Annotated in this window: 16 protein-coding genes; 13 read left to right on the top strand and 3 right to left on the bottom strand. The window is 65.8% G+C overall.

The genetic code is table 11. The features are described from left to right. Positions 1-11 precede the first annotated feature (11 nt). From BCM27_RS16315 to BCM27_RS16290, 6 genes are all read left to right on the top strand, one after another. Positions 12-851, top strand: a complete 840-nt coding sequence (locus BCM27_RS16315) for an enoyl-CoA hydratase-related protein (RefSeq protein WP_033203958.1) — start codon at positions 12-14, stop codon at positions 849-851. Positions 852-878: 27 nt separating this feature from the next. Continuing rightward, positions 879-1,868, top strand: a complete 990-nt coding sequence (locus BCM27_RS16310) for a DUF7065 domain-containing protein (RefSeq protein ID WP_004023051.1) — start codon at positions 879-881, stop codon at positions 1,866-1,868. 11 nt (positions 1,869-1,879) lie between these two features. Next, positions 1,880-3,439, top strand: coding sequence for an AMP-binding protein (locus tag BCM27_RS16305; RefSeq protein WP_004023050.1), 1,560 nt, complete (start codon positions 1,880-1,882; stop codon positions 3,437-3,439). Positions 3,440-3,554: 115 nt separating this feature from the next. After that, positions 3,555-4,013: an SDR family NAD(P)-dependent oxidoreductase gene (locus tag BCM27_RS16300; protein ID WP_004023049.1), complete on the top strand. Its 459-nt coding sequence runs from the start codon at positions 3,555-3,557 to the stop codon at positions 4,011-4,013. Next, a complete protein-coding gene (locus BCM27_RS16295) occupies positions 4,013-5,059 on the top strand; it encodes a phosphotransferase family protein (protein WP_004023048.1) in 1,047 nt (348 codons plus the stop codon). The genes BCM27_RS16300 and BCM27_RS16295 overlap by 1 nt, the downstream gene beginning before the upstream one ends. Positions 5,060-5,062: 3 nt before the next feature. Further along, positions 5,063-5,470, top strand: a complete 408-nt coding sequence (locus tag BCM27_RS16290) for a hypothetical protein (RefSeq protein WP_004023047.1) — start codon at positions 5,063-5,065, stop codon at positions 5,468-5,470. 141 nt (positions 5,471-5,611) lie between these two features. On the opposite strand, the gene BCM27_RS16285 is transcribed toward BCM27_RS16290, so the two are convergent. Next, positions 5,612-7,540, bottom strand: a complete 1,929-nt coding sequence (locus tag BCM27_RS16285) for a flavin-containing monooxygenase (RefSeq protein WP_004023046.1) — start codon at positions 7,538-7,540, stop codon at positions 5,612-5,614. A gap of 24 nt (positions 7,541-7,564) precedes the next feature. After that, positions 7,565-8,605 (bottom strand): LLM class F420-dependent oxidoreductase, encoded by a 1,041-nt coding sequence (locus tag BCM27_RS16280; RefSeq protein WP_004023045.1) that lies wholly within the window; start codon positions 8,603-8,605, stop codon positions 7,565-7,567. 299 nt (positions 8,606-8,904) lie between these two features. On the opposite strand from BCM27_RS16280, the gene BCM27_RS16275 reads away from it, so the two are divergent. The 6 genes from BCM27_RS16275 (at position 8,905) to BCM27_RS16250 (ending at position 15,389) form a co-directional block, all read left to right on the top strand. Then, positions 8,905-10,107 (top strand): acyl-CoA dehydrogenase family protein, encoded by a 1,203-nt coding sequence (locus BCM27_RS16275; protein WP_033204030.1) that lies wholly within the window; start codon positions 8,905-8,907, stop codon positions 10,105-10,107. A gap of 75 nt (positions 10,108-10,182) precedes the next feature. Beyond that, a complete protein-coding gene (locus BCM27_RS16270; RefSeq protein ID WP_004023042.1) occupies positions 10,183-12,048 on the top strand; it encodes an acyl-CoA dehydrogenase in 1,866 nt (621 codons plus the stop codon). 71 nt (positions 12,049-12,119) lie between these two features. Beyond that, the gene (locus tag BCM27_RS16265; RefSeq protein ID WP_004023041.1) at positions 12,120-13,016 is read left to right on the top strand and encodes an alpha/beta hydrolase; all 897 of its coding nucleotides are present in this window, start codon (positions 12,120-12,122) and stop codon (positions 13,014-13,016) included. A 28-nt stretch (positions 13,017-13,044) separates the two neighbouring features. Further along, positions 13,045-13,569, top strand: coding sequence for a flavin reductase family protein (locus BCM27_RS16260; RefSeq protein WP_004023040.1), 525 nt, complete (start codon positions 13,045-13,047; stop codon positions 13,567-13,569). After that, positions 13,566-14,501: an alpha/beta hydrolase gene (locus tag BCM27_RS16255; protein ID WP_004023039.1), complete on the top strand. Its 936-nt coding sequence runs from the start codon at positions 13,566-13,568 to the stop codon at positions 14,499-14,501. Before BCM27_RS16260 ends, BCM27_RS16255 begins: the two co-directional genes overlap by 4 nt. Positions 14,502-14,570: 69 nt before the next feature. Next, positions 14,571-15,389 carry an SDR family NAD(P)-dependent oxidoreductase gene (locus BCM27_RS16250; RefSeq protein ID WP_004023037.1) on the top strand — a complete coding sequence of 273 codons (819 nt, stop codon included), beginning with the start codon at positions 14,571-14,573 and terminating at the stop codon, positions 15,387-15,389. Positions 15,390-15,456: 67 nt separating this feature from the next. Here the strand turns inward: BCM27_RS16250 and BCM27_RS16245 are convergent, their stop codons facing one another. Beyond that, entirely contained in the window at positions 15,457-17,463 is a 2,007-nt protein-coding gene (locus BCM27_RS16245; RefSeq protein ID WP_004023036.1) for a glycoside hydrolase family 15 protein, read from the bottom strand. Between the two features lie 147 nt (positions 17,464-17,610). On the opposite strand from BCM27_RS16245, the gene BCM27_RS16240 reads away from it, so the two are divergent. After that, on the top strand, positions 17,611-17,811 hold the full coding sequence (locus tag BCM27_RS16240) for a hypothetical protein (RefSeq protein ID WP_004023035.1): 201 nt from the start codon (positions 17,611-17,613) through the stop codon (positions 17,809-17,811). The last annotated feature ends 270 nt before the right edge of the window (positions 17,812-18,081 follow it).

The raw sequence follows: 18,081 nt of genomic DNA, 5'->3' as shown, positions 1-18,081 counted from the left end.
CACAACGCGCTGTGAACAGATCGTACGACGAGGTGGATTACGAGATCGCGGATGGCGTCGCCGTCATCACACTCGATGCTCCGCAGCGCCGCAACGGCATGCGGGTCCAGATGCTCGTGGATGCCCTCCATGCCTTGGATCGTGCCGACCGCGATCCTGATGTCCGCGCGGTGATCGTCACCGGAGCCGGCGAATCCTTCTCCGTGGGAGCCGATCTCGACGGGCCCGAGACGCTGTCGCGAGCGCTGGTCGAGGACGTCGACGGTCACACCCCGACGGGTTACCGTGAGCCGGCGGGCCGGATCAGCGAGCGGTTGTTCTCGATGTGCAAGCCGGTCATCGCAGCGTTGAACGGGCATGCCATCGGCGGCGGGGCGACGATCGCCGCAGCGATGGACATCCGCATCGCGAGTGAGAACGCCCGGTTCGGGTTCGTGTTCACTCAGCGGGGTGTCGTCCCCGAAGGTGCGTCGTCCTGGTTCCTCCCGCGACTGGTCGGGTTGGGTCGTGCTGCCGATTGGTTGCTGACGGGCCGAGTCTTCGATGCAGCTGAGGCTTACGAAGCGGGCTTCCTCACGAAGGTGGTCCCAGCCGATCAGGTGATGTCGGTCGCCCATGAGTACGCGCGATTGTTCGCCCGGGACACCTCGCCTACGTCCGTGGCATTGTCCAAGAGGTTGCTCTCGAGCGCGTGGCTCCACTCCCACCCGGGTCCGGCTGCGGCCCAGGAGTCCCGAATCTACGCCGGTCGAGTCGACTCCGATGATGCTCGGGAGGGCGTCATGTCCTTTCTGGAGCGCCGACCTGCTGTCTTCCCCCCACTCGATCCTTCGCCGGCGCAGCGTTTCTGAGCTGATCGCCGCAGACAGAGGAGCACAATGACCAACCAGCCGTTCACCGTGTGCAAGTACGGCGCCGACGCCGAAGGGACGCACGACCCCGCCGACGTCCACAACTTCAACGAAAGCGTCTACTTCAACTTCGTCGACCCCGTCTCGCAATTGGGCGGTCTCGTGCGCATCGGCAACCGTCCGAATCTCGGCTACAGCGAGACTTCGGTGCAACTGACGCTGCCGGGCGGCGCGATCGCATTTCGTGCGGGTCGGACACCCCGGGACACCAACGACGGGTTCGCCGGTCAAGGCCTCGAGATCGTGTTCACCGAGCCCACTCGAAAGGCGACGATCACCTACCGCAACTCGGTTGCGCGCGTGACGCATCCGTCCCTGATGGCAGAGAACGGACGAATCGCTCTCAAGAACGCGCCCGCCGAGGACTGCGAGATCTCGCTCACCTACGAGGCATCGAGTCCGATGTTCGTGATCAACAGCGACGGTGGCGGCGACTGCACGCCCGGCGAGTCGACCTTCGCCAGCGACCATTACGAGCAGTTCGGTCATCTCTCGGGGACCATCCGGGTCGGGACGCGGACCTGGGTGCTCGAGAAGGTGACGTCGTTTCGGGACCATTCGTGGGGTCCGCGTGAATGGGATTCCTACACCGGGGAATGGGTGGCCGGCTGGCTCGCCGACGGGACCGCATTCAGTGCCTACGGCGAATACGAGAAGTCAGGGATCAGGGTGTCGGCTGGGGCCGTGCTGACCACCGACGGAGTCGCCCACCCGATCACCGACTACCGCGTCCTCACCGATTACGCCGGCGAATCCACCTACTCAGGGCGCCACGTCGGCGTCGTCCAGGCAGAGGGGTTGCCGACGATCGTGGTCGACGGGACGATCCGCCACTTCGTCCCGGTCACCCAGCGCACCGAGGACCGCGCGGTGCGGATGGGGCAGATGACCGTCGATCTCGCCGAAGGCGTCGGCGGCTGGGCCGTCGCCGAGTTCCTGCGACCGATCCGCCCGTAGAAGGAGTTCCCATGTATCCCGGACGTCACGCCGCCGAACACCCCGACCGCCCGGCCGTGATCATGGCGGGCAGCGATGCGATTCTCACCTATGGGGACCTCGACTCGCGCGCCAACAGACTCGCCGCGCTCTTCCGTGCGAACGGATGTGAGCCGGGCGACCACATCGCCCTGTTCATGGAGAATCACGTCGAGATGATCGTGGCGATGTCCGCAGCCGAACGCAGCGGACTGTTCTACACGCCGGTCAACTCGTTTCTGTCGGCCGGCGAGGCCGCGTACATCATCAACGACTCGCAGTCGAAGCTGGTCATCACAACAGTGGCGAAACTCGTTGTTGCACAAGACTTACCGCAGTTGTGCCCAGCGGTGGGTCGTTGGCTCCTCGTCGACGCCGACCAGCTCGCATCCTTGCCCGGACCATTCGAGTCGTTCGCCGAGGCTGTCGCCGGGTTCGGCGACGCCCCAGGCGAGAACGAGCGACTGGGAACTCCGATGTTCTACTCGTCGGGCACCACCGGCCGGCCCAAGGCCATCAAGCGCAATCTGCCCGACGCGCACCCGGGACAGATCCTGGACATCGAGGACTTCGGTCGGAAGGTCTTCCACCTCCGGGAGGGCATGCGTTTTCTCTCGCCCGCTCCGCTGTATCACTCCGGGCCTCAGTCGTCGGTGGCCATCGGCATCCGTCTCGGCGCGACGATCGTCGTGATGAAGCGGTTCGATGCCCGTGACTACCTCGACCTCATCGAGGAACACCGGATCACGCATTCCATGGTTGTTCCCACCATGTTCTCGCGCATGCTCAAACTCCCGGAAGGAGAACGGCAGCAGGACCTCTCGTCGTTGGAGGTGGTGGTGCACGGTGCCGCACCGTGCCCGGTGGCGGTGAAGGAGGCGATGATCGACTGGTTCGGCCCGGTCATCTACGAGTACTACGGCGGCACCGAGGCGAACGGCATCTGCGGCTGTACACCCGAGGAGTGGCTGGCGCACAAGGGAACCGTCGGCCGTCCGTTCATGGGTGAGCCGGTGATCCTCGACGATGACGGGAACCCATGCCCGCCGCGAGTACCAGGAACCATCTGGTTCCGGGGCGTCGGTGCAACGTTCGAGTACTTCAACGATCCGGGCAAGACCGCCGAAGCTCGGGACGCCGACGGCACGATGTCGAAGATCGGGGACATCGGCTACCTGGACGAGGACGGATTCCTGTACCTCACCGACCGTCAGGCGTTTGTCATCATCTCCGGCGGGGTGAACATCTACCCGCAGGAGGTGGAAAATCTCCTCGTCACCCATCCCGAGGTGCTCGATGCCGCGGTCTTCGGCGTGCCCGACGAGGACTTCGGCGAGGCGGTCAAGGCAGTGATCCAACCGGTCGACCCCGACGCCGATCAAGGTCTGCTCGCGCTCCGTCTGGCCGAGTTCTGCCGTGCGGAACTGGCGAAGTTCAAGTGCCCGAGGTCGTTCGATTTCATTGCCGAGATGCCACGGCTGCCGACCGGAAAGCTCTACAAGAAGCCGCTACGGGACGCGTACTGGCCGACTCGCGCGGGCGCGCACGCGTGAGCAGCGGCGATCCGCGATGTGTCGCCCACTCCATCCGGCGTGAGGCGGACCCGCAGACCTACGAAGGAGCGAACGAAGTGATGAACGATCCCGCCGGCCGTGTCGAGGGGACAACGTGACGGGGCCATTGACCGGTCGCGTCGCTCTCGTCACCGGCGGATCGCGAGGAGTCGGCCGATCGGTCGCGTCGAGACTTGCCCGGGACGGCGCAACCGTCGCGATCACCTACCGCCGTGAGGCCCAAGCCGCCGCCGAGGTCGTCGACGAGATCGGCGCCTTCGGCGGAAGAGCTCGGGCCTATCAGGTGTCGATCGACGACGTGAGGGCCGTCGAGTCGATGGTGGACACCATCGCGAGCGATCTCGGCGCCGTCGATCTGCTGGTCAGCAACGCCGGTTCGGCCAGCCGCGGTACCGACATCGACGACCTCGACGCCTCGTCGCCGTCCGGGCGGGTGTGTCGGCCGGAGGACGTCGCCGGTGCCGTGGCCTTCCTGGTGTCGGCCGACTCGGAATACATGACAGGACAACGTCTCGTGGTCGACGGTGGCGGGCCGAAGGCGGCGATCTTCTGATGGCCACCACCACCGCCGAGAGCTTTCTCGGCGAGCTGACCGCCGAACTCGATCGCGCGCTCGACGCGGCCGGGACCCTGCGCCTCACCGATGTCGACAAGCGTGGGGAGGGCAACTCGTGGGAGACCTACCTCGTGACCGTCGCATGGGATGGTCCGAGAGGTCCGGAGGGGGACACCTATGCCGTGAAGCGGCAACCCGTCAGCGGCATCGCCGGTGACTACGACGTGTCCCGCGAGGTCGCGCTGCTCGGTGCCGCCGGCGCCATCGGTATGCGCGTCCCGAAGGTGGTCGCCTCCGTTGTCCCCACCGCCGGGGCGCGCGGATGGTTCGCGATGGAGAAGGTGCACGGGCAGATCCCGATGCCACCCACGATCTCTCGGATGGTCCCGGACCCGGCGGAGCGGGAACAACTCGGTCGCGATGTCGCCCGCGAGATGGCGCGTCTCCATGCCGCCGATCCGCAGACCCTGGGGTTGACCGTGCTCGGTCCGGTCCCGGCGCCGGAAGACACCGGGAAAGACGAGAACGACAAGTGGGCGCAGGTCTATCGCGACGTCGTCGACATCCCCATTCCGATTCTTGATCTCGCCTTCGCCTGGCTCGATCATCGCCGAGACGCGGTGTCGGGACGGGTCTCGCTCGTCCACAACGACTTCCGTGTCGGCAATGTGGTGATCGCCGACGGCGCCATCACCGGTGTGCTCGACTGGGAGACCGCCCACTTCTCCGATCCGACCGCCGACATCGCCTGGTTCGCGCAGCGGACTTCGAGGGGGCGCTCGCCGTTGCTGTGCAAGCTGATCGATCTCGAGCCCTTCCTCGACGAGTACGAGACGGCGGGAGGCTGGCGCCCACAACCCGAAGCGCTCACCTGGTGGGCCGTGCAGTCGCTGACCAAGACGGCCGTCGGATGCCTGCAGGCGGTCGACATCTACTCGTGCGGTGAGCGCGATGAACTGCGCTACTCGAACATGGCGCACAGCGTCTACTACAGCATCGGCTGGCTGTCGAAGATGCTGCGGGACAGAGAATGGGGATACTGAGCCATGACCGTCTACTCCACCGAGCCGGGGCAGCTCTTCGCCACGATCCGGGACACTCTGGTACACCGCGTTGCCGGCCACCTGACCGACACGACCGCACGGCTCGAGCTGGCCGCGGTCATCGAGGCCCTCGACAACCTTGCCGATCGCATCGATTGGGATACCGAACGGCTGTCGCGGTGCATCGCCGAGACGAACGACCTGGCCCGGCAATTGGGACTCGGTCATGATGTGTCAGGAGCCGGGGTCGAGGGCCTGCGGCAGCGGCGTCGTGCGATCTCGACCGCGCTCGCGTCGACCTATCGGAACGACGGCGCATCGGCGAAGACGGTCGACGCCGTGCTCCGATTCACCGAAGTCGATGTCCGCGAGCAGATCTCGACCGCCTTGCGAAACGGTTTGCCGGACTGACCTCGTCGACCGTCGCAGAACGGTCGAGCAGGGGAGTCGGTCGTATTTCACCAACCTGCCACCTCACCCCGCAGACGCGCGCAGTGGCCGGCGCGTCTGCGGGGTGAGGTGGCGAATTGCCTGGACAGGCGATCTGCCGGATCAGGTGCGCGCGGTGGTCACGAAGTCGATCGGGTCCGGATATGCTGTGCGGGACCAGTATTCGTGGACCGGCCACGGCGAGTTGGTCACCACGCGGCCGCTGGTGTTGCGATAGTAACTGTCGACCCCGTCCATGGCGTAGACCATCGCATCGTTGGCCGCATCAAGTTCCTGGTTGTACCGCTCATACGGTTCCGGCCGGCATTCGATCGAGGCCAGGTCTTCGGTGACCAACCGCGAAATCGACTCCACGACATAACGGACCTGGGCCTCGGCAATGGTGATGTAGCTGCCCCCGGGCGGATTGGTGTTGGGGCCGTACAGGAAGAACAGATTCGGGAAGCCCGGCGTCGTGATACCCAGGTAGGCCCGGCCGTCGTCGTCGGACCAACTGTCGCGCAACAACGTTTCCTCACGGCCACGGATCTCCATCGGGAACAGGAACCGCTGTTGTTGGAACCCGGTGCACAGGATCAGCACGTCGATCTCCCGTGCCTCGCCGTCGGCGGTCACGATCCCGGTCGCGGTGAGCCGGTCGACGCGGTCGGTGAGCAGCTCGACATGGTCCTTGCGCAGGGTGGCGAACCAGCCGTTGTCGATGAGCAAACGCTTGCCGAACGGTGGGTAGTCGGGTGTCGTGCGGCGGATCAGATCGGCGTTGCCGTCGAGTTGCCGCTCGAGGTAGGCCGTGAAGTGTGCGCGAAACGCGTCGTTCAGCGAGCTGACCAGCTTGCCCTTCGCGGCGCGGTCCGGATCGACGGGCAGCGCGGCGAAGGTACGTTCGGTGTAGAGCCAGTAGAGACGGAATCGGTACCAGCCGCGGTAGAACGGGATGTTGTCGAACAACCAGTGCTTGATCGGATCCGACGGTGCGAAGTAATGCTCGTTCGGTGTGATCCACTGCGGTTGTCGCTGAACGATCGCCATCGACTCGACCTGCTCGGAGATGGCCACGACGAGCTGCATCGCACTCGCTCCGCTACCGACCACGGCGACCCGTTTGCCGGTCAGGTCCAGATCGGCGGGCCATTCCGCGGAATGGACGATCTGCCCGGTGAATTCCGCGGTACCGGGATATGCGGGGATGTTCGGCGTGCTGTGGAGACCAGCGGCGGTCACCAACGCCGTCGCGCTGATCTCCTGCTGGGTGCCGTCGGGTCCGGTGACCGCGAGAACCCACCGCTGGTCCGCGTCGTCCCACACCGCTGAGTCGACGCTGTGCTGCAGGCAGATTCGCTCGATGATCCCGTGCGTGCGCGCCACGTCCGACACGTACTCGAAGATCTCGTCGCGTCGTGCGAAGTACTCCGACCAGTTCTTGGGGTGGAACGAGAACGAGTAGAGATCACTCGGGATGTCAACACGAGCGCCGGGGTACCGATTGGCCCACCAAGTGCCACCGAGATGGGCATTGCGGTCGAAGACGGTGTACGGGACGCCGGCCTTCTCGAGATTGATCGCGCACAGCAGACCGGAGATCCCGGCACCGACGATCACGACACCGAAGTCGGTGCGGGAGTCCCGGATACGGCCCCTGATGCCGGATGGCTGGTACGGGGCGAAGCCGAGTTGCTCGGCGATCATCGGCGCGTGATCCTCCCCGATCGGCTCACCCATGGAGACGCTCATCAGCCGGGCGAGTTCAGCACCGGCAGGGGTGGGGCCGGCCGGCGGCTTCCCGTGGCACCAGTCCAGGACCGCGTCGGTCACCGCGTCGTGGATCTCGGCGAGGATCTCCGGCGGCAGACCGCCGTCGTTCAGCTCCTCGAAACCCCTGGGCGACTTCGGGGTGTACGGGGCCGACAGCCACTTCTCCTCGCCGGTCAGCTGATAGAGAACCGGCAGCAGGCAGCCGACGTTGCCCGCGGAGACTGCGCGGTGCACAGTCTCGCGGTCGAGGTGCGGGTTGGGTTTCGGCGTGGGGGTCATAACTCCTGCTTTCCGGGGGTGTGGTCAGTCGACGAGTGCTCGAAGCGACTCGACGGCGGCAAGGCGTTCGGTGTGGGTGTCGGCCATCGGAACGACGTTGAGCAACCCGACGCCGAGTTCGGCGAGCATGGCTACACGTTCGGCAACGTAGGAGGCCGACCCGATCAGCGATGTGGCGCGAACCAGTTCATCGGGTACCGCCGCCGCAGCTTCCGCGTGACGGCCCGACAGGAACAGGTCTTGGATCGAGGCGGCTTCCGCGTCGAACCCGTACCGTCGCGCCAACGAGTTGTAGAAATTCTTCTCGCGCGACCCCATTCCTCCGATGTAGAGCGCCAGCTGGGGGCGGGCACGATCCAGCCACGCGGAATCATCGTCGACGATGGCGAACGGCAACCGGACGATGATGTCGAGATCTCCCAGGGCCGGATCGCGTCTGGCCTTGCCGCGACGCAGGGCATCGCCCCAGACATCCTGCATCTTCCCGGGATAGAAGAAGATCGGTTCCCACCCCTGTGCCAGTTCGGCGCTCAGCGCGACCATGGTCTCACCAAGTGCGGCCACGGAGATGGGGATATCCGGCCGCACCGGATGATTGATCAGTTTGAGGGGTATGCCCACACCGGTTCCACGATCGGGCGGAACGGGGATCTGGAATCGGCGGCCCTGGTGGCGCAGCGGTTCCCGTCGCCACACCGTGCGGCAGATCTCGATGGTCTCGCGGGTCTTCCCGACGGCGTGCTCGAACGCGACGCCGTGGAATCCTTCCACGACCTGGGGTCCCGAGGCGCCGATCCCGAGCCGGAACCGCCCCTTCGACACGTAGTCGAGCCCGGCCGCGGTCATCGCCAGCGTTGCGGGAGTTCGTGCGTCGAGCGCGAGAATCCCCGTGGCGAGCTCGATCGACGTGGTCCGCGCGGCCAGGAATCCGAGCTGGGACACCGCGTCGAAGGTGTAGGCCTCGCCGAGAGTTGCCGAATCGAGCCCGACTGACTCGTAATCCACTGTCTCGGAGGCGATCTGATCGAAATCTCGGCCGTGGCCGAGAACTGTGCCGATGCGCATGGCGGGAATCCTGCTTCCTCGATGTATTCGCCCGACCGCGAATTCGGTGCGGCCGTGAAACTCGGTTCGCCGCGAGGCTGGGAACGTTGGTTAATGATTACTATGCCTGGTGCGGATGGTCAACAACCGTGCTACCTGCAAAATCAGGTATTGACATTAGTACTTACTATGTTAGCTTACTCACATCCGGTGATTCGGCGGGGGAACGTCGAACACCGAGAGTTCACCCGACGCCGGTCGTGTCCCGCTGGATCGAAGCGGCCACGGCGGACGGACATCTCTGCACGGAAGGCATCGTCATGACCGAAGTTCTGAGCCCCGAAGCCACCCAAGCGTCCTCGAGGGAGGCGGACTACCTCGAGCGTGCTCGCTCGATCGCGTCGCTGATCCGCGACGAGGCCGAGGCGATCGAACGGGAGCGCACCATCACCAAGCCCGTGGCCGATGCATTGGTCGAGTTGGGTTTGCACGGAATGTTGATCCCCGAGGACCTGGGGGGTGGGGGTCTGCTGCCCAGCGAGGGTATGCGCGTCTTCGAGGAGGTGACCAAGGCCGACGCCTCGGTGGGCTGGGCCTGGATGGCCAGCGAGTGGGGTACTGCCGGCGTCGTGGGCTACCTTGCACCGGAGGTCGCGGCGACCGTGTTCAGCGCCGATCGTCCCTTCATCGCGGCCGGTCAGCTCCTGCCCCGGCACATGGGCATCCAGGTCGACGGCGGCTACATCATCGACGGCGACTATTCCTTCGCCAGCGGTTCGGACCATGCGACCTGGATCGGAGCCGGCTTCATCGTCGCCGACGAGAACGGTGCTCCGATTCTGGGTGAGAACGGTCAGCCACAGGCACGCATCGCTCTGATGCCCAAAGACCAGGTCGAGTTCACGAAGAACTGGGACGTCTGGGGTCTCGCGGGCACCGGCAGCCATGACTACCGGGTGACCAAACAGTTCGTACCGGCCGAGTACACGACACCGACCTTCGGCGGCACGGCGACGCGGCCGGATGTCATGTACCAACTGACCAACGAACTGGCCGGTGGACTGCCGCACGCCTCGATCGCACTCGGCATCGCCACTCGTGCACTGGAACTGGTCGCCGACCTGACGACGGGAAAGATGCGTCCCAACTACACGATCCCAGTGGGCGAAGCCGACTTCTTCCGAATCGACTTCGCCCGGAAGGAAGCCAATCTCCGCGCTGCCCGACTCTACGTCTACGACGTCACGACGACGGCAGAGAATACTGTGGCCGCGGGTGAGCCGATCACTCCCGAGCACGTCGCCCGCGTCACCCAGATGCTGTCGTGGGTGCACGAGGTCGCCCTGGACGCGGTGGAGTTCGCCCATCGCTGGGGTGGGAGCAAGAGCATCGGTTCCACCAGCACACTCGGCCGCTACGTGCGGGACATGCACGTCGCGACACAGCACCTGCTGGTCGATCCCAAGATGCTCGTCGACTCCGCGGCGGTACTCCTGCCGATCTACGCACGGGCCGAGGACTGACAGAACCAGAGGGCGTCGGCGCCGCTGACACGGGAATCCCGGTGAGCGCGTCGGTGGAGGGAGAGGTGATCGACAGTGGGGCACTACCGGAGTAACTTGCGCGACGTCGAGTTCAATTTGTTCGAGTTGTTCGGTCGCGACCAGGTTTTCGGCGTCGGACCGTTCCGGGAAGTCGACGGTGAGACCGCGCGGATGGCTCTGCGGGAAGTGGAGCAGCTGGCACGAGAGCGCCTCGCCGACTCCTTTGCCGACTCCGACCGCGCGGAGACCACTTTCGATCCCGCCGCGGGAACAGTTGCGGTACCGGCGTCCTACGCGTCCACCTACAAGACGTGGCTCGACGCCGAGTGGTGGCGGTTTCGCGTGCTTCCCGAGCTCGGCGGCACCGCCGCACCGAGTTCGCTCAACTGGGCGCTGGCGGAGTTCGTCCTCGGGGCTCATCCGACCCTCTGGACCTACCTGGCCTTCCCGACCGGGAGCCGGGTGGTCTGGCGACGCGGAACGGAGCGCGACAAGCGGATCGCGGAGATCGTCGCCTCGCGACACTGGGGTGTGACCATGATGCTCACCGAACCGGATGCGGGTTCGGACGTCGGCGCCGGGAAGACAACCGCAACGCGCAACGACGACGGTACGTGGAGCCTCGTCGGGGTGAAGCGGTTCATCACCGCCGGCGAGCACGATCTGGCCGACAACATCCTCCACCTCGTGCTCGCCCGTCCGGTCGGGGTCGAGGGAGCGGGTGGACCCGGAACCAAGGGCCTCAGCCTGTTCCTGGTGCCGAAGTATCACTTCGACGTCGCGACCGGCGAACTCACGGGTGAGCGCAATGGGGTGTATGCGACCAGGATCGAGAAGAAGATGGGGGTCAAGGTGTCGGCGACCTGCGAGATGACGCTCGGCGCGGACGGGCCGGCGCGCGGGTGGCTCCTCGGTGAGGTCCATGACGGGATCAACCAGATGTTCGACGTACTCGAGGACACACGGATGATGGTGGGCTGCAAAGCGATTGCGACACTCTCGACGGGATACCTCAACGCCCTGGAGTACGCCAAGGACAGGGTGCAGGGTGCAGACCTCGCTCAGGGTTCGAATCCCGGCGCCCCACGGGTTCCCATCACCGCCCATCCGGACATCCGACGCTCCCTGCTCACGCAGAAGGCCTATGCCGAGGGTCTCAGGTCATTGGTTCTGTACGCGGCTTCGTGGCAGGACGAGATCGCGATCGGTGCCGCCGACGGCTCCGACACCCGACTGGCCGAGGCGGTGAACGATCTCCTTCTCCCGATCGTCAAGGGCTATGGCTCCGAACGGTCGTGGACAGTCCTCGGTACCGAATCGCTGCAAACCCTGGGAGGTTCGGGTTACCTGCAGGACCACCCGATCGAGCAATACGTGCGCGACGCGAAGATCGACACCCTGTACGAGGGCACGACGGCGATGCAGGCGCAAGACCTGTTCTTCCGCAAGATCGCGAGGAACAAGTGTGTCGCCGTCGATCATCTTTTCGGCGAGATCAGCAGCTTCGCCGGTCGGGACGGACAACAGGGGCCGGCGGGGGAGAGCGCCTTGCTGGCGGAGGCTGCCCGGGCCGTCCGCGACGTGGTGATCGGAATGGTCGCCGACCTGACGGCCTCTGATCCGCGGTCCGAAGGTGGCCGCGCGACCAACGTCTACCGCGTCGGATTGAATGCCACGCCCCTCATGTTCATGCTCGGTGACCTCGTGGTGGCCTGGTTGCTTCTCCGCGGCGCCGACGTCGCGCGAGATGCACTCGCGACGGCGCAGGCGGGGCGCAGCCGAGACCGCGCGTTCTACGAGGGCAAGGTGGCCGCCGCCGAGTTCTTCGCTCGCAACGTGTTGCCCGTGGTGATCGCCGAATCCGCAATCGCCCGCGACGTCGACGATTCGGTGATGGACCTCTCCGTCGACGCCTTGTGACCCCCGCCGCGATGTCAACCAATCTCATTCGGACCCAATCTCATTCGGAACCAATTTCATTCGGAGGAATCATGGCCAGGACACCTGCGCTCGAACGCGTTGAGAAGATGTACCTCGAGGGCTTCCCCGACCCCGCGACAGCGACGGTCGACGACCTACGCGAGGCCTACGATCGACTGTTCCTGCAATTCGCACTGCCCGAGGGTGTCGAACCGTCCGAGGACGAGGTCGGCGGAGTTCCCGTGCTGCGCGTCGCGGCGGAGGGGGCGGCGGAGGACAAGGTCCTCGTCTGGTTCCATGGTGGCGGCAACATCATGGGCAGCGCCCGCGGCTTCCAGGAGCTCGGACACAACCTGTCGCGGGCCTCGGGGGTGACGGCGATACTCGCCGACTTCCGGCGGGCGCCCGAGCATCCGTTCCCGGCAGCCTCGGACGACACGGTTGCGGTGATCAGCGCGCTCGTCGAACGTCATGGTGCGCACAATGTCGCGGTCGGCGGCGATTCGGCCGGCGGCGGGCTGGTGCTCGGCGCGCTGGTCGCCCTCCGTGACAAGGGTGAAAACCTGCCCGCCGCTGCGGTGTTCATCTCGCCGCTGCTCGACCTGACAGCAAGCGGCGACAGTATCGACGAATTCGACGGCAAGGACATCGCTGTGTCCCGGGGTTCGATCGGCAATGTGAGCGCGGCGTATCTGCAGGGTCACGATCCCGCCGACCCGCAGGCATCTCCGCTGTTCGCGGAGCTGAAGGACCTGCCCCCGGCCTTGTTCATGGTCGGATCAGGTGAGGTTCTGCGCGATGATTCGCGCCGAGCGGCGGCAAAGATCGTCGAAGCCGGTGGATCGGCGTCGGTGTCGCTGTACGACGACATGGTTCACGTGTGGCCCCTCTTCTCGTCGATTCTGCCCGAAGGAATCCAGGCAGCTGACGAAGCCGGCGCGTTCCTTCGGAAGAACCTCTCGGTGTGACCGCTGCACGACGAGAAAGGACCCAGGGATGATCGCTCAGCAGGTCGATGACCTGACCGCCAGATTCCGCGACGCCATGGCCACGGTGTGTACGCCGGTGGCGGTGGTGACGGCCATGGACGGACAGCGTCCACACGGCACGACAGTGAGTGCCTTCGCATCGTTGTCGATGACGCCTCCGTCGCTTCTGGTCTCACTCGATCGAGGGTCTGAACTGCTCGGTCTGGTGCTGGACGCCGGGGTCTTCGGGATGAACGTCCTGGGCAGCACGCAGTCGAGGCTCGCCGGACAGTTCGCCCGGAAGGGCGCGGACAAGTTCGACGGGGTGTCGTGGCGAGTCGATGCGGGCGTACCGCGCATCGCCGACGTGCCGCATTGGCTTGCCGCCGAGGTCATGCACACAGCGGAGGTCGCCGACCACATCGTCGTGTTCGGCCGGGTCGTCGACGTGGCCAGCGAGACGATCGCACCGCTGACCTATCACGCGCGCAGTTTCGGTACCCACGCGGCCTTGCCGCCGGCCGGTACGACGAACGGCGTCAAGCGCGCATGACCGGGGCAGGGGACGACGACCTTCTCGTCCGAGCCCGCGATCGCCTGGCCGCGGTGCTGGGAAACCGGCGGGCTCGACTCGACGATCTGCGGCGCGACCTCGACACGATGATGCTCGACGCCGTTCTGGATGACGATGTCTCGGTGACCGACGTCATCGTCGGCGGCGTGCCGGCAGTGCGGGTGCGAGCCGGGGCTGTGGCCGACAACCGTGTGCTCGTGTGGTTCCACGGTGGCGGATACGTGATGGGCAGTGCGCGTGGGTATCAGCACGTCGCCGCGGCGCTGTCGAGGTCGACCGGGGCGCCGGTCGTCGTCCCCGACTATCGACTTGCGCCCGAACACCCGTTTCCCGCCGCGGTCGACGATGCGGCGTCGGTCGTCGATGCGGTGATCGCCGAGTTCGGCGCCGAGCGGACGGTGATCGGTGGCGATTCGGCGGGCGGTGGACTCACGGTGGCGGTGCTGATCCACGCGCGGGATCGCGGTGCCGAACTGCCGGCGGCGGCCGCGGTCGTGTCCCCGCTCGCCGATTTCACCGCCTCCGGCGAGAGCATCGCGAGCAACAGACACACCGACCCGGTCATCACCGAGCGTTCGCTGCGCGACCTGAGGGCCGCGTACCTCCGTGACGCCGACGCCGAGAACCCGCTTGCCTCTCCGGTATTCGCCGACTTGCGGGGGTTACCACCGATCCTCGTCCTCGCCAGCGAATCCGAGATCCTGCTCGACGACGCGGTGCGCCTTCATCGAAATGTACAGGCGAGCAACGGGTCCAGCGTGCTCTCGATGTACTCCGAGACCTTCCACGCCTGGACGCTCTCCACCGACATCCTGCCGCGCGCTCGCGAAGGGGTGGCCGAGATCGGGGTGTTCATCGGCGACGTGCTGCGGCGCGCGGAAGCGGCGCCTTCGACATCGCGGCCGCCGTGAGCCGACGGCACGTTGACAAGACGACACTGCGACCAACCCGATGATGATCTGAAAAAGGAAGACACAGAGATGCCCGACTTCGAGAACAAAGTGGCCATCGTGACCGGCGCGACGACTGTCGAGCCCGGCGGCCTCAACATCGGTGGCGCGACAGCCACCGAACTGGCCGCAGGGGGAGCACTCGTCGCGCTGGCCGACATCAACATCGCCGGGGCGCAGGCGCTGGCCGACCAGCTCAATCAACGCCACGGGAGGCAGGTGGCAATCGCGATCGAAACCGATGTGCGCCACGAATCACAGGTCAAGCGGTTGGTGGATGCCACTGTCGAGCAGCTCGGCGAACCCACGATCGTCATCAACATCGCGGGCATCTTTCCGGCTGAGGACGGCGACGTCGCCACGATGACGGTGGAAGCCTGGGACGACGTCCTCGCCGTGAATCTGCGAAGTGTGATGCTGTTGAGCAAGCACACCCTGCCGTACCTGCGCAAAGCCGGTGGAGCGATTGTCAACACGGCATCCACGCACGGGTCTGCAGGCGACACGAGTCTCAGCGGATATGGTGCCTCGAAGGCCGGTGTCATCGCGCTCACCAAGTTCCTCGCCACCCAGTACGGCCGAGAAGGCGTGCGCTGCAACGCAGTCAGCCCGGGAACCACGTCCTCACCCCCTGCCCAGCAGCTTCCCGAGGCGATCAAGAACATCTTCCGCCGTCAGAACCTGAACCCCGAGATGCCCACCCCTGAGCAACAGGCGAAGGTATTCGCATTCCTCGCCTCCGATGACGCCGCCGGCATCAACGGCCAGGAGGTCAAGGTCGACGCGGGCCTGCTGTCCCATCAGCCCATGGTCGCCGACATGCTCGCATTGGGCGCCACGACAGTCTGACTTGGGCAACCGAAGCACAGACGTCCCTGCCGGCTCGAGCCGACAGGACGACGGAACGTGGCCTCGTTCAGTGATTCGCCGGCTGGAAGGTGGCCTGGTGGGCCGCCTCCTCGGCGCGGATCACGTGCATCACCGCATTGATCAGTGCGAGGTGGGTGAACGCCTGGGGGAAGTTGCCCAGGTGTTGTCCCGTCTTTGCGTCGATCTCCTCGGCGTACAACTTCAGCGGACTCGAGTAGGAGAGCAGGCGCTCGCACAGCGTCTTCGCCCGTGGGAGTTCGCCGATCTCGACGAGCGCCGAGACCAGCCAGAACGAACAGATCGTGAACGTGCCCTCCTCGCCGCTGAGACCGTCGTCGGTCTCCTCGACCCGGTAGCGCAACACCAGTTCGTTCTCGGTCAGTTCGTCGGCGATCGCGAGAACCGTTGCGCGCACCCGATGGTCGTCAGGCGGGAGGAACCGCAGGAGCGGGACGAGCAGCAACGAGGCGTCGAGCGCGTCGTCGCCGTAGCGCTGGGTGAACACCCCGCGTTCGTTGACGCCGTGTTCGAGGATGTCGGCACGGATCTCCTCCGCGATCGCCGCCCACTTATTCGCGTGGGCCTGCTCGCCGTGCATGGTCGCCAGACGCGACCCGCGATCGAGGGCGACCCAGCACATCACCTTCGACGACGTGAAGTGCTGCGGCTCCCCGCGCACCTCCCAGATTCCGCGGTCGGGTTCCTTCCAGTGCTCGATGGCCTCCTCGACCTGTGCCTTCAACACCGGCCACAGCGTCTCCGGCACCGCCTCGTGTGACTTGATGTTCAGGTACACCGAGTCGAGCATCGTGCCCCAGATGTCATGCTGCGCCTGGTTATACGCGCCGTTGCCGATGCGGACCGGCCGGGCGCCGTCGTATCCGGAGAGATGGGTCAGCTCTTCCTCTTCGAGGGTGCGCTCGCCGCCGACGCCGTACATCACCTGCAGCGGATGGCGTTCGCCGTTGGTGATGCCCGAGACGTCGGCGATGAACGAGAAGAAGTCGTCGGCCTCCCGATCGAGGCCGAGCGTGTACAAGCCCCACAAGGCGAAGGTGGAGTCGCGCACCCACGCGTAGCGGTAGTCCCAGTTGCGTTCGCCCTGAGGCGTTTCCGGCAGCGACGTGGTCGCGGCGGCCAGCAGCGCGCCGGTCGGGGAGTAGGTGAGTCCCTTCAGCGTGAGCGCCGAACGCTGCAGATGGGAGCGCCACGGGTGATCGGGGAAGCTGCCGATGTTGATCCATTGGCGCCACGACTCGCTTGTCGCCCACATCTTCTGGGCGGCTTCTTCGAAGTTCCGCGGCGCCGGCTGCCGGGACCAGCTGAGCGCGACGAAGCGGTTGTCGCCCTCGACGAGCCGGGTGCGTGCCCGCGCTTCGCGACCCTCCAGACCCAGGCGGAGGTCCGTGGTGAGTTTGAGGGTGGGCGTGTCGGCATCGGTGTCCTTGGCGGTCGCGATCGCCTCGCCGTAGGCCGGGCCGGAGTACTCCCACTTCGTGGTCCCACGGTGGTAGTCGAAGGCCGGTTCGCAACTCATGTGCAGTTCGACGGTGCCGGACACGCAGCGCACGGTGCGCAACAGGATGTGCTCGGCGTCCCAATCGGTGGGCGTCCGGCGGTGCGTCTTCGAGCGACGTTCGTTGTCGTGCCACGGACCCATGACCAACGCGTCACGGATGATGATCCAACCGGTGTCGGTCTGCCAGGTCGTCTCGACCATCAGGCTGCCGGGCAGATAGCGCCGATCCACCGGGACGTTCACCCCGTAGGGCGCGAGGCGGAAGTGACCTGCGCTGCGGTCGAGGATCGCACCGAAGACGCTGGGCGAATCGGGACGGGGAACGCACATCCACTCCACCGAGCCGTTGCGGGCGATGAGACAGTTCGTCTCGGTGTCGGAGAGGAACGCGTAGTCGCCGATGGGTGGGAACGCGCTCGTGTGCGACGGCGTCGGGGGAGTCGCCGGCGTGACGTGGGCGTCGGCCGCAGTGCCGGATGCCCGCGGCGACGCGGTCGGCAGGGACGTTACGGTGGAGTCATCTGCGACAGACATGGGTCCTATCATTGCGACGGGCGATCGCCGACGCCACTCGGCTCACGGCAGCCGGGCGGTGGCAGTGATCACGGACCGCGAAACCGCAGCGCAGCGGGCAGGCGGATTGCTGTTCGCGATCGAGAACTCGGATGACGGGGTGATGAGGTGTCGGCGTTCTTCGCCTGGTGGGACAGCGTGGAGGAATGGCTCACAGGCCTGTCCTTCGTGCCCCAGTTGCTCGTGACGGTCGCCGTCGTCATCCCGGTGGCGATCCTCATCGCCTATGTACTCAGCCTGCTGGTCGACGCCGCTGCCACGCTGGTTGACCGACGCCGCTTCGCCGACGACGATGGGACCGGATTGTGAAGAAGATACTGCGTTCGCCGGTCACCTTCGCGCTGCTGGCATTGCTGATCCTCGTCGTGATCGCCTGGCTCATCACGGGCTGATCCTCGCCGGGCCTGCAACCTACCTCGCCGGACCTCAGTATCTGCGGCCTGGCGGCCGTCGTGGACCACGAAAGACCCCCTCTGCTCCCTGAGGTGCGAGCGAAGCGAGCCTCGAAGGGTTTCGAACGTGTCTCACCAGGCCCTTCGAGGCTCGTCGCTTGCGCTCCTCGCACCTCAGGGAGCAGGG

Source organism: Gordonia terrae, assembly GCF_001698225.1.
Classification (GTDB): domain Bacteria; phylum Actinomycetota; class Actinomycetes; order Mycobacteriales; family Mycobacteriaceae; genus Gordonia; species Gordonia terrae.
The sequence above is the reverse complement of the archived record's forward strand: the minus strand, read 5'-3'. Positions and strand labels throughout refer to the sequence as shown.

What these genes read in the sequence shown, in the direction of transcription:
- BCM27_RS16310 (WP_004023051.1), top strand. Translation starts at nt 879, where the DNA reads ATGACCAACCAGCCGTTCACCGTGTGCAAGTACGGCGCCGACGCCGAA.
- BCM27_RS16305 (WP_004023050.1), top strand. Translation starts at nt 1,880, where the DNA reads ATGTATCCCGGACGTCACGCCGCCGAACACCCCGACCGCCCGGCCGTG.
- BCM27_RS16295 (WP_004023048.1), top strand. Translation starts at nt 4,013, where the DNA reads ATGGCCACCACCACCGCCGAGAGCTTTCTCGGCGAGCTGACCGCCGAA.
- BCM27_RS16290 (WP_004023047.1), top strand. Translation starts at nt 5,063, where the DNA reads ATGACCGTCTACTCCACCGAGCCGGGGCAGCTCTTCGCCACGATCCGG.
- BCM27_RS16285 (WP_004023046.1), bottom strand. Translation starts at nt 7,540, where the DNA reads ATGACCCCCACGCCGAAACCCAACCCGCACCTCGACCGCGAGACTGTG.
- BCM27_RS16280 (WP_004023045.1), bottom strand. Translation starts at nt 8,605, where the DNA reads ATGCGCATCGGCACAGTTCTCGGCCACGGCCGAGATTTCGATCAGATC.
- BCM27_RS16275 (WP_033204030.1), top strand. Translation starts at nt 8,905, where the DNA reads ATGACCGAAGTTCTGAGCCCCGAAGCCACCCAAGCGTCCTCGAGGGAG.
- BCM27_RS16265 (WP_004023041.1), top strand. Translation starts at nt 12,120, where the DNA reads ATGGCCAGGACACCTGCGCTCGAACGCGTTGAGAAGATGTACCTCGAG.
- BCM27_RS16260 (WP_004023040.1), top strand. Translation starts at nt 13,045, where the DNA reads ATGATCGCTCAGCAGGTCGATGACCTGACCGCCAGATTCCGCGACGCC.
- BCM27_RS16255 (WP_004023039.1), top strand. Translation starts at nt 13,566, where the DNA reads ATGACCGGGGCAGGGGACGACGACCTTCTCGTCCGAGCCCGCGATCGC.
- BCM27_RS16250 (WP_004023037.1), top strand. Translation starts at nt 14,571, where the DNA reads ATGCCCGACTTCGAGAACAAAGTGGCCATCGTGACCGGCGCGACGACT.
- BCM27_RS16245 (WP_004023036.1), bottom strand. Translation starts at nt 17,463, where the DNA reads ATGTCTGTCGCAGATGACTCCACCGTAACGTCCCTGCCGACCGCGTCG.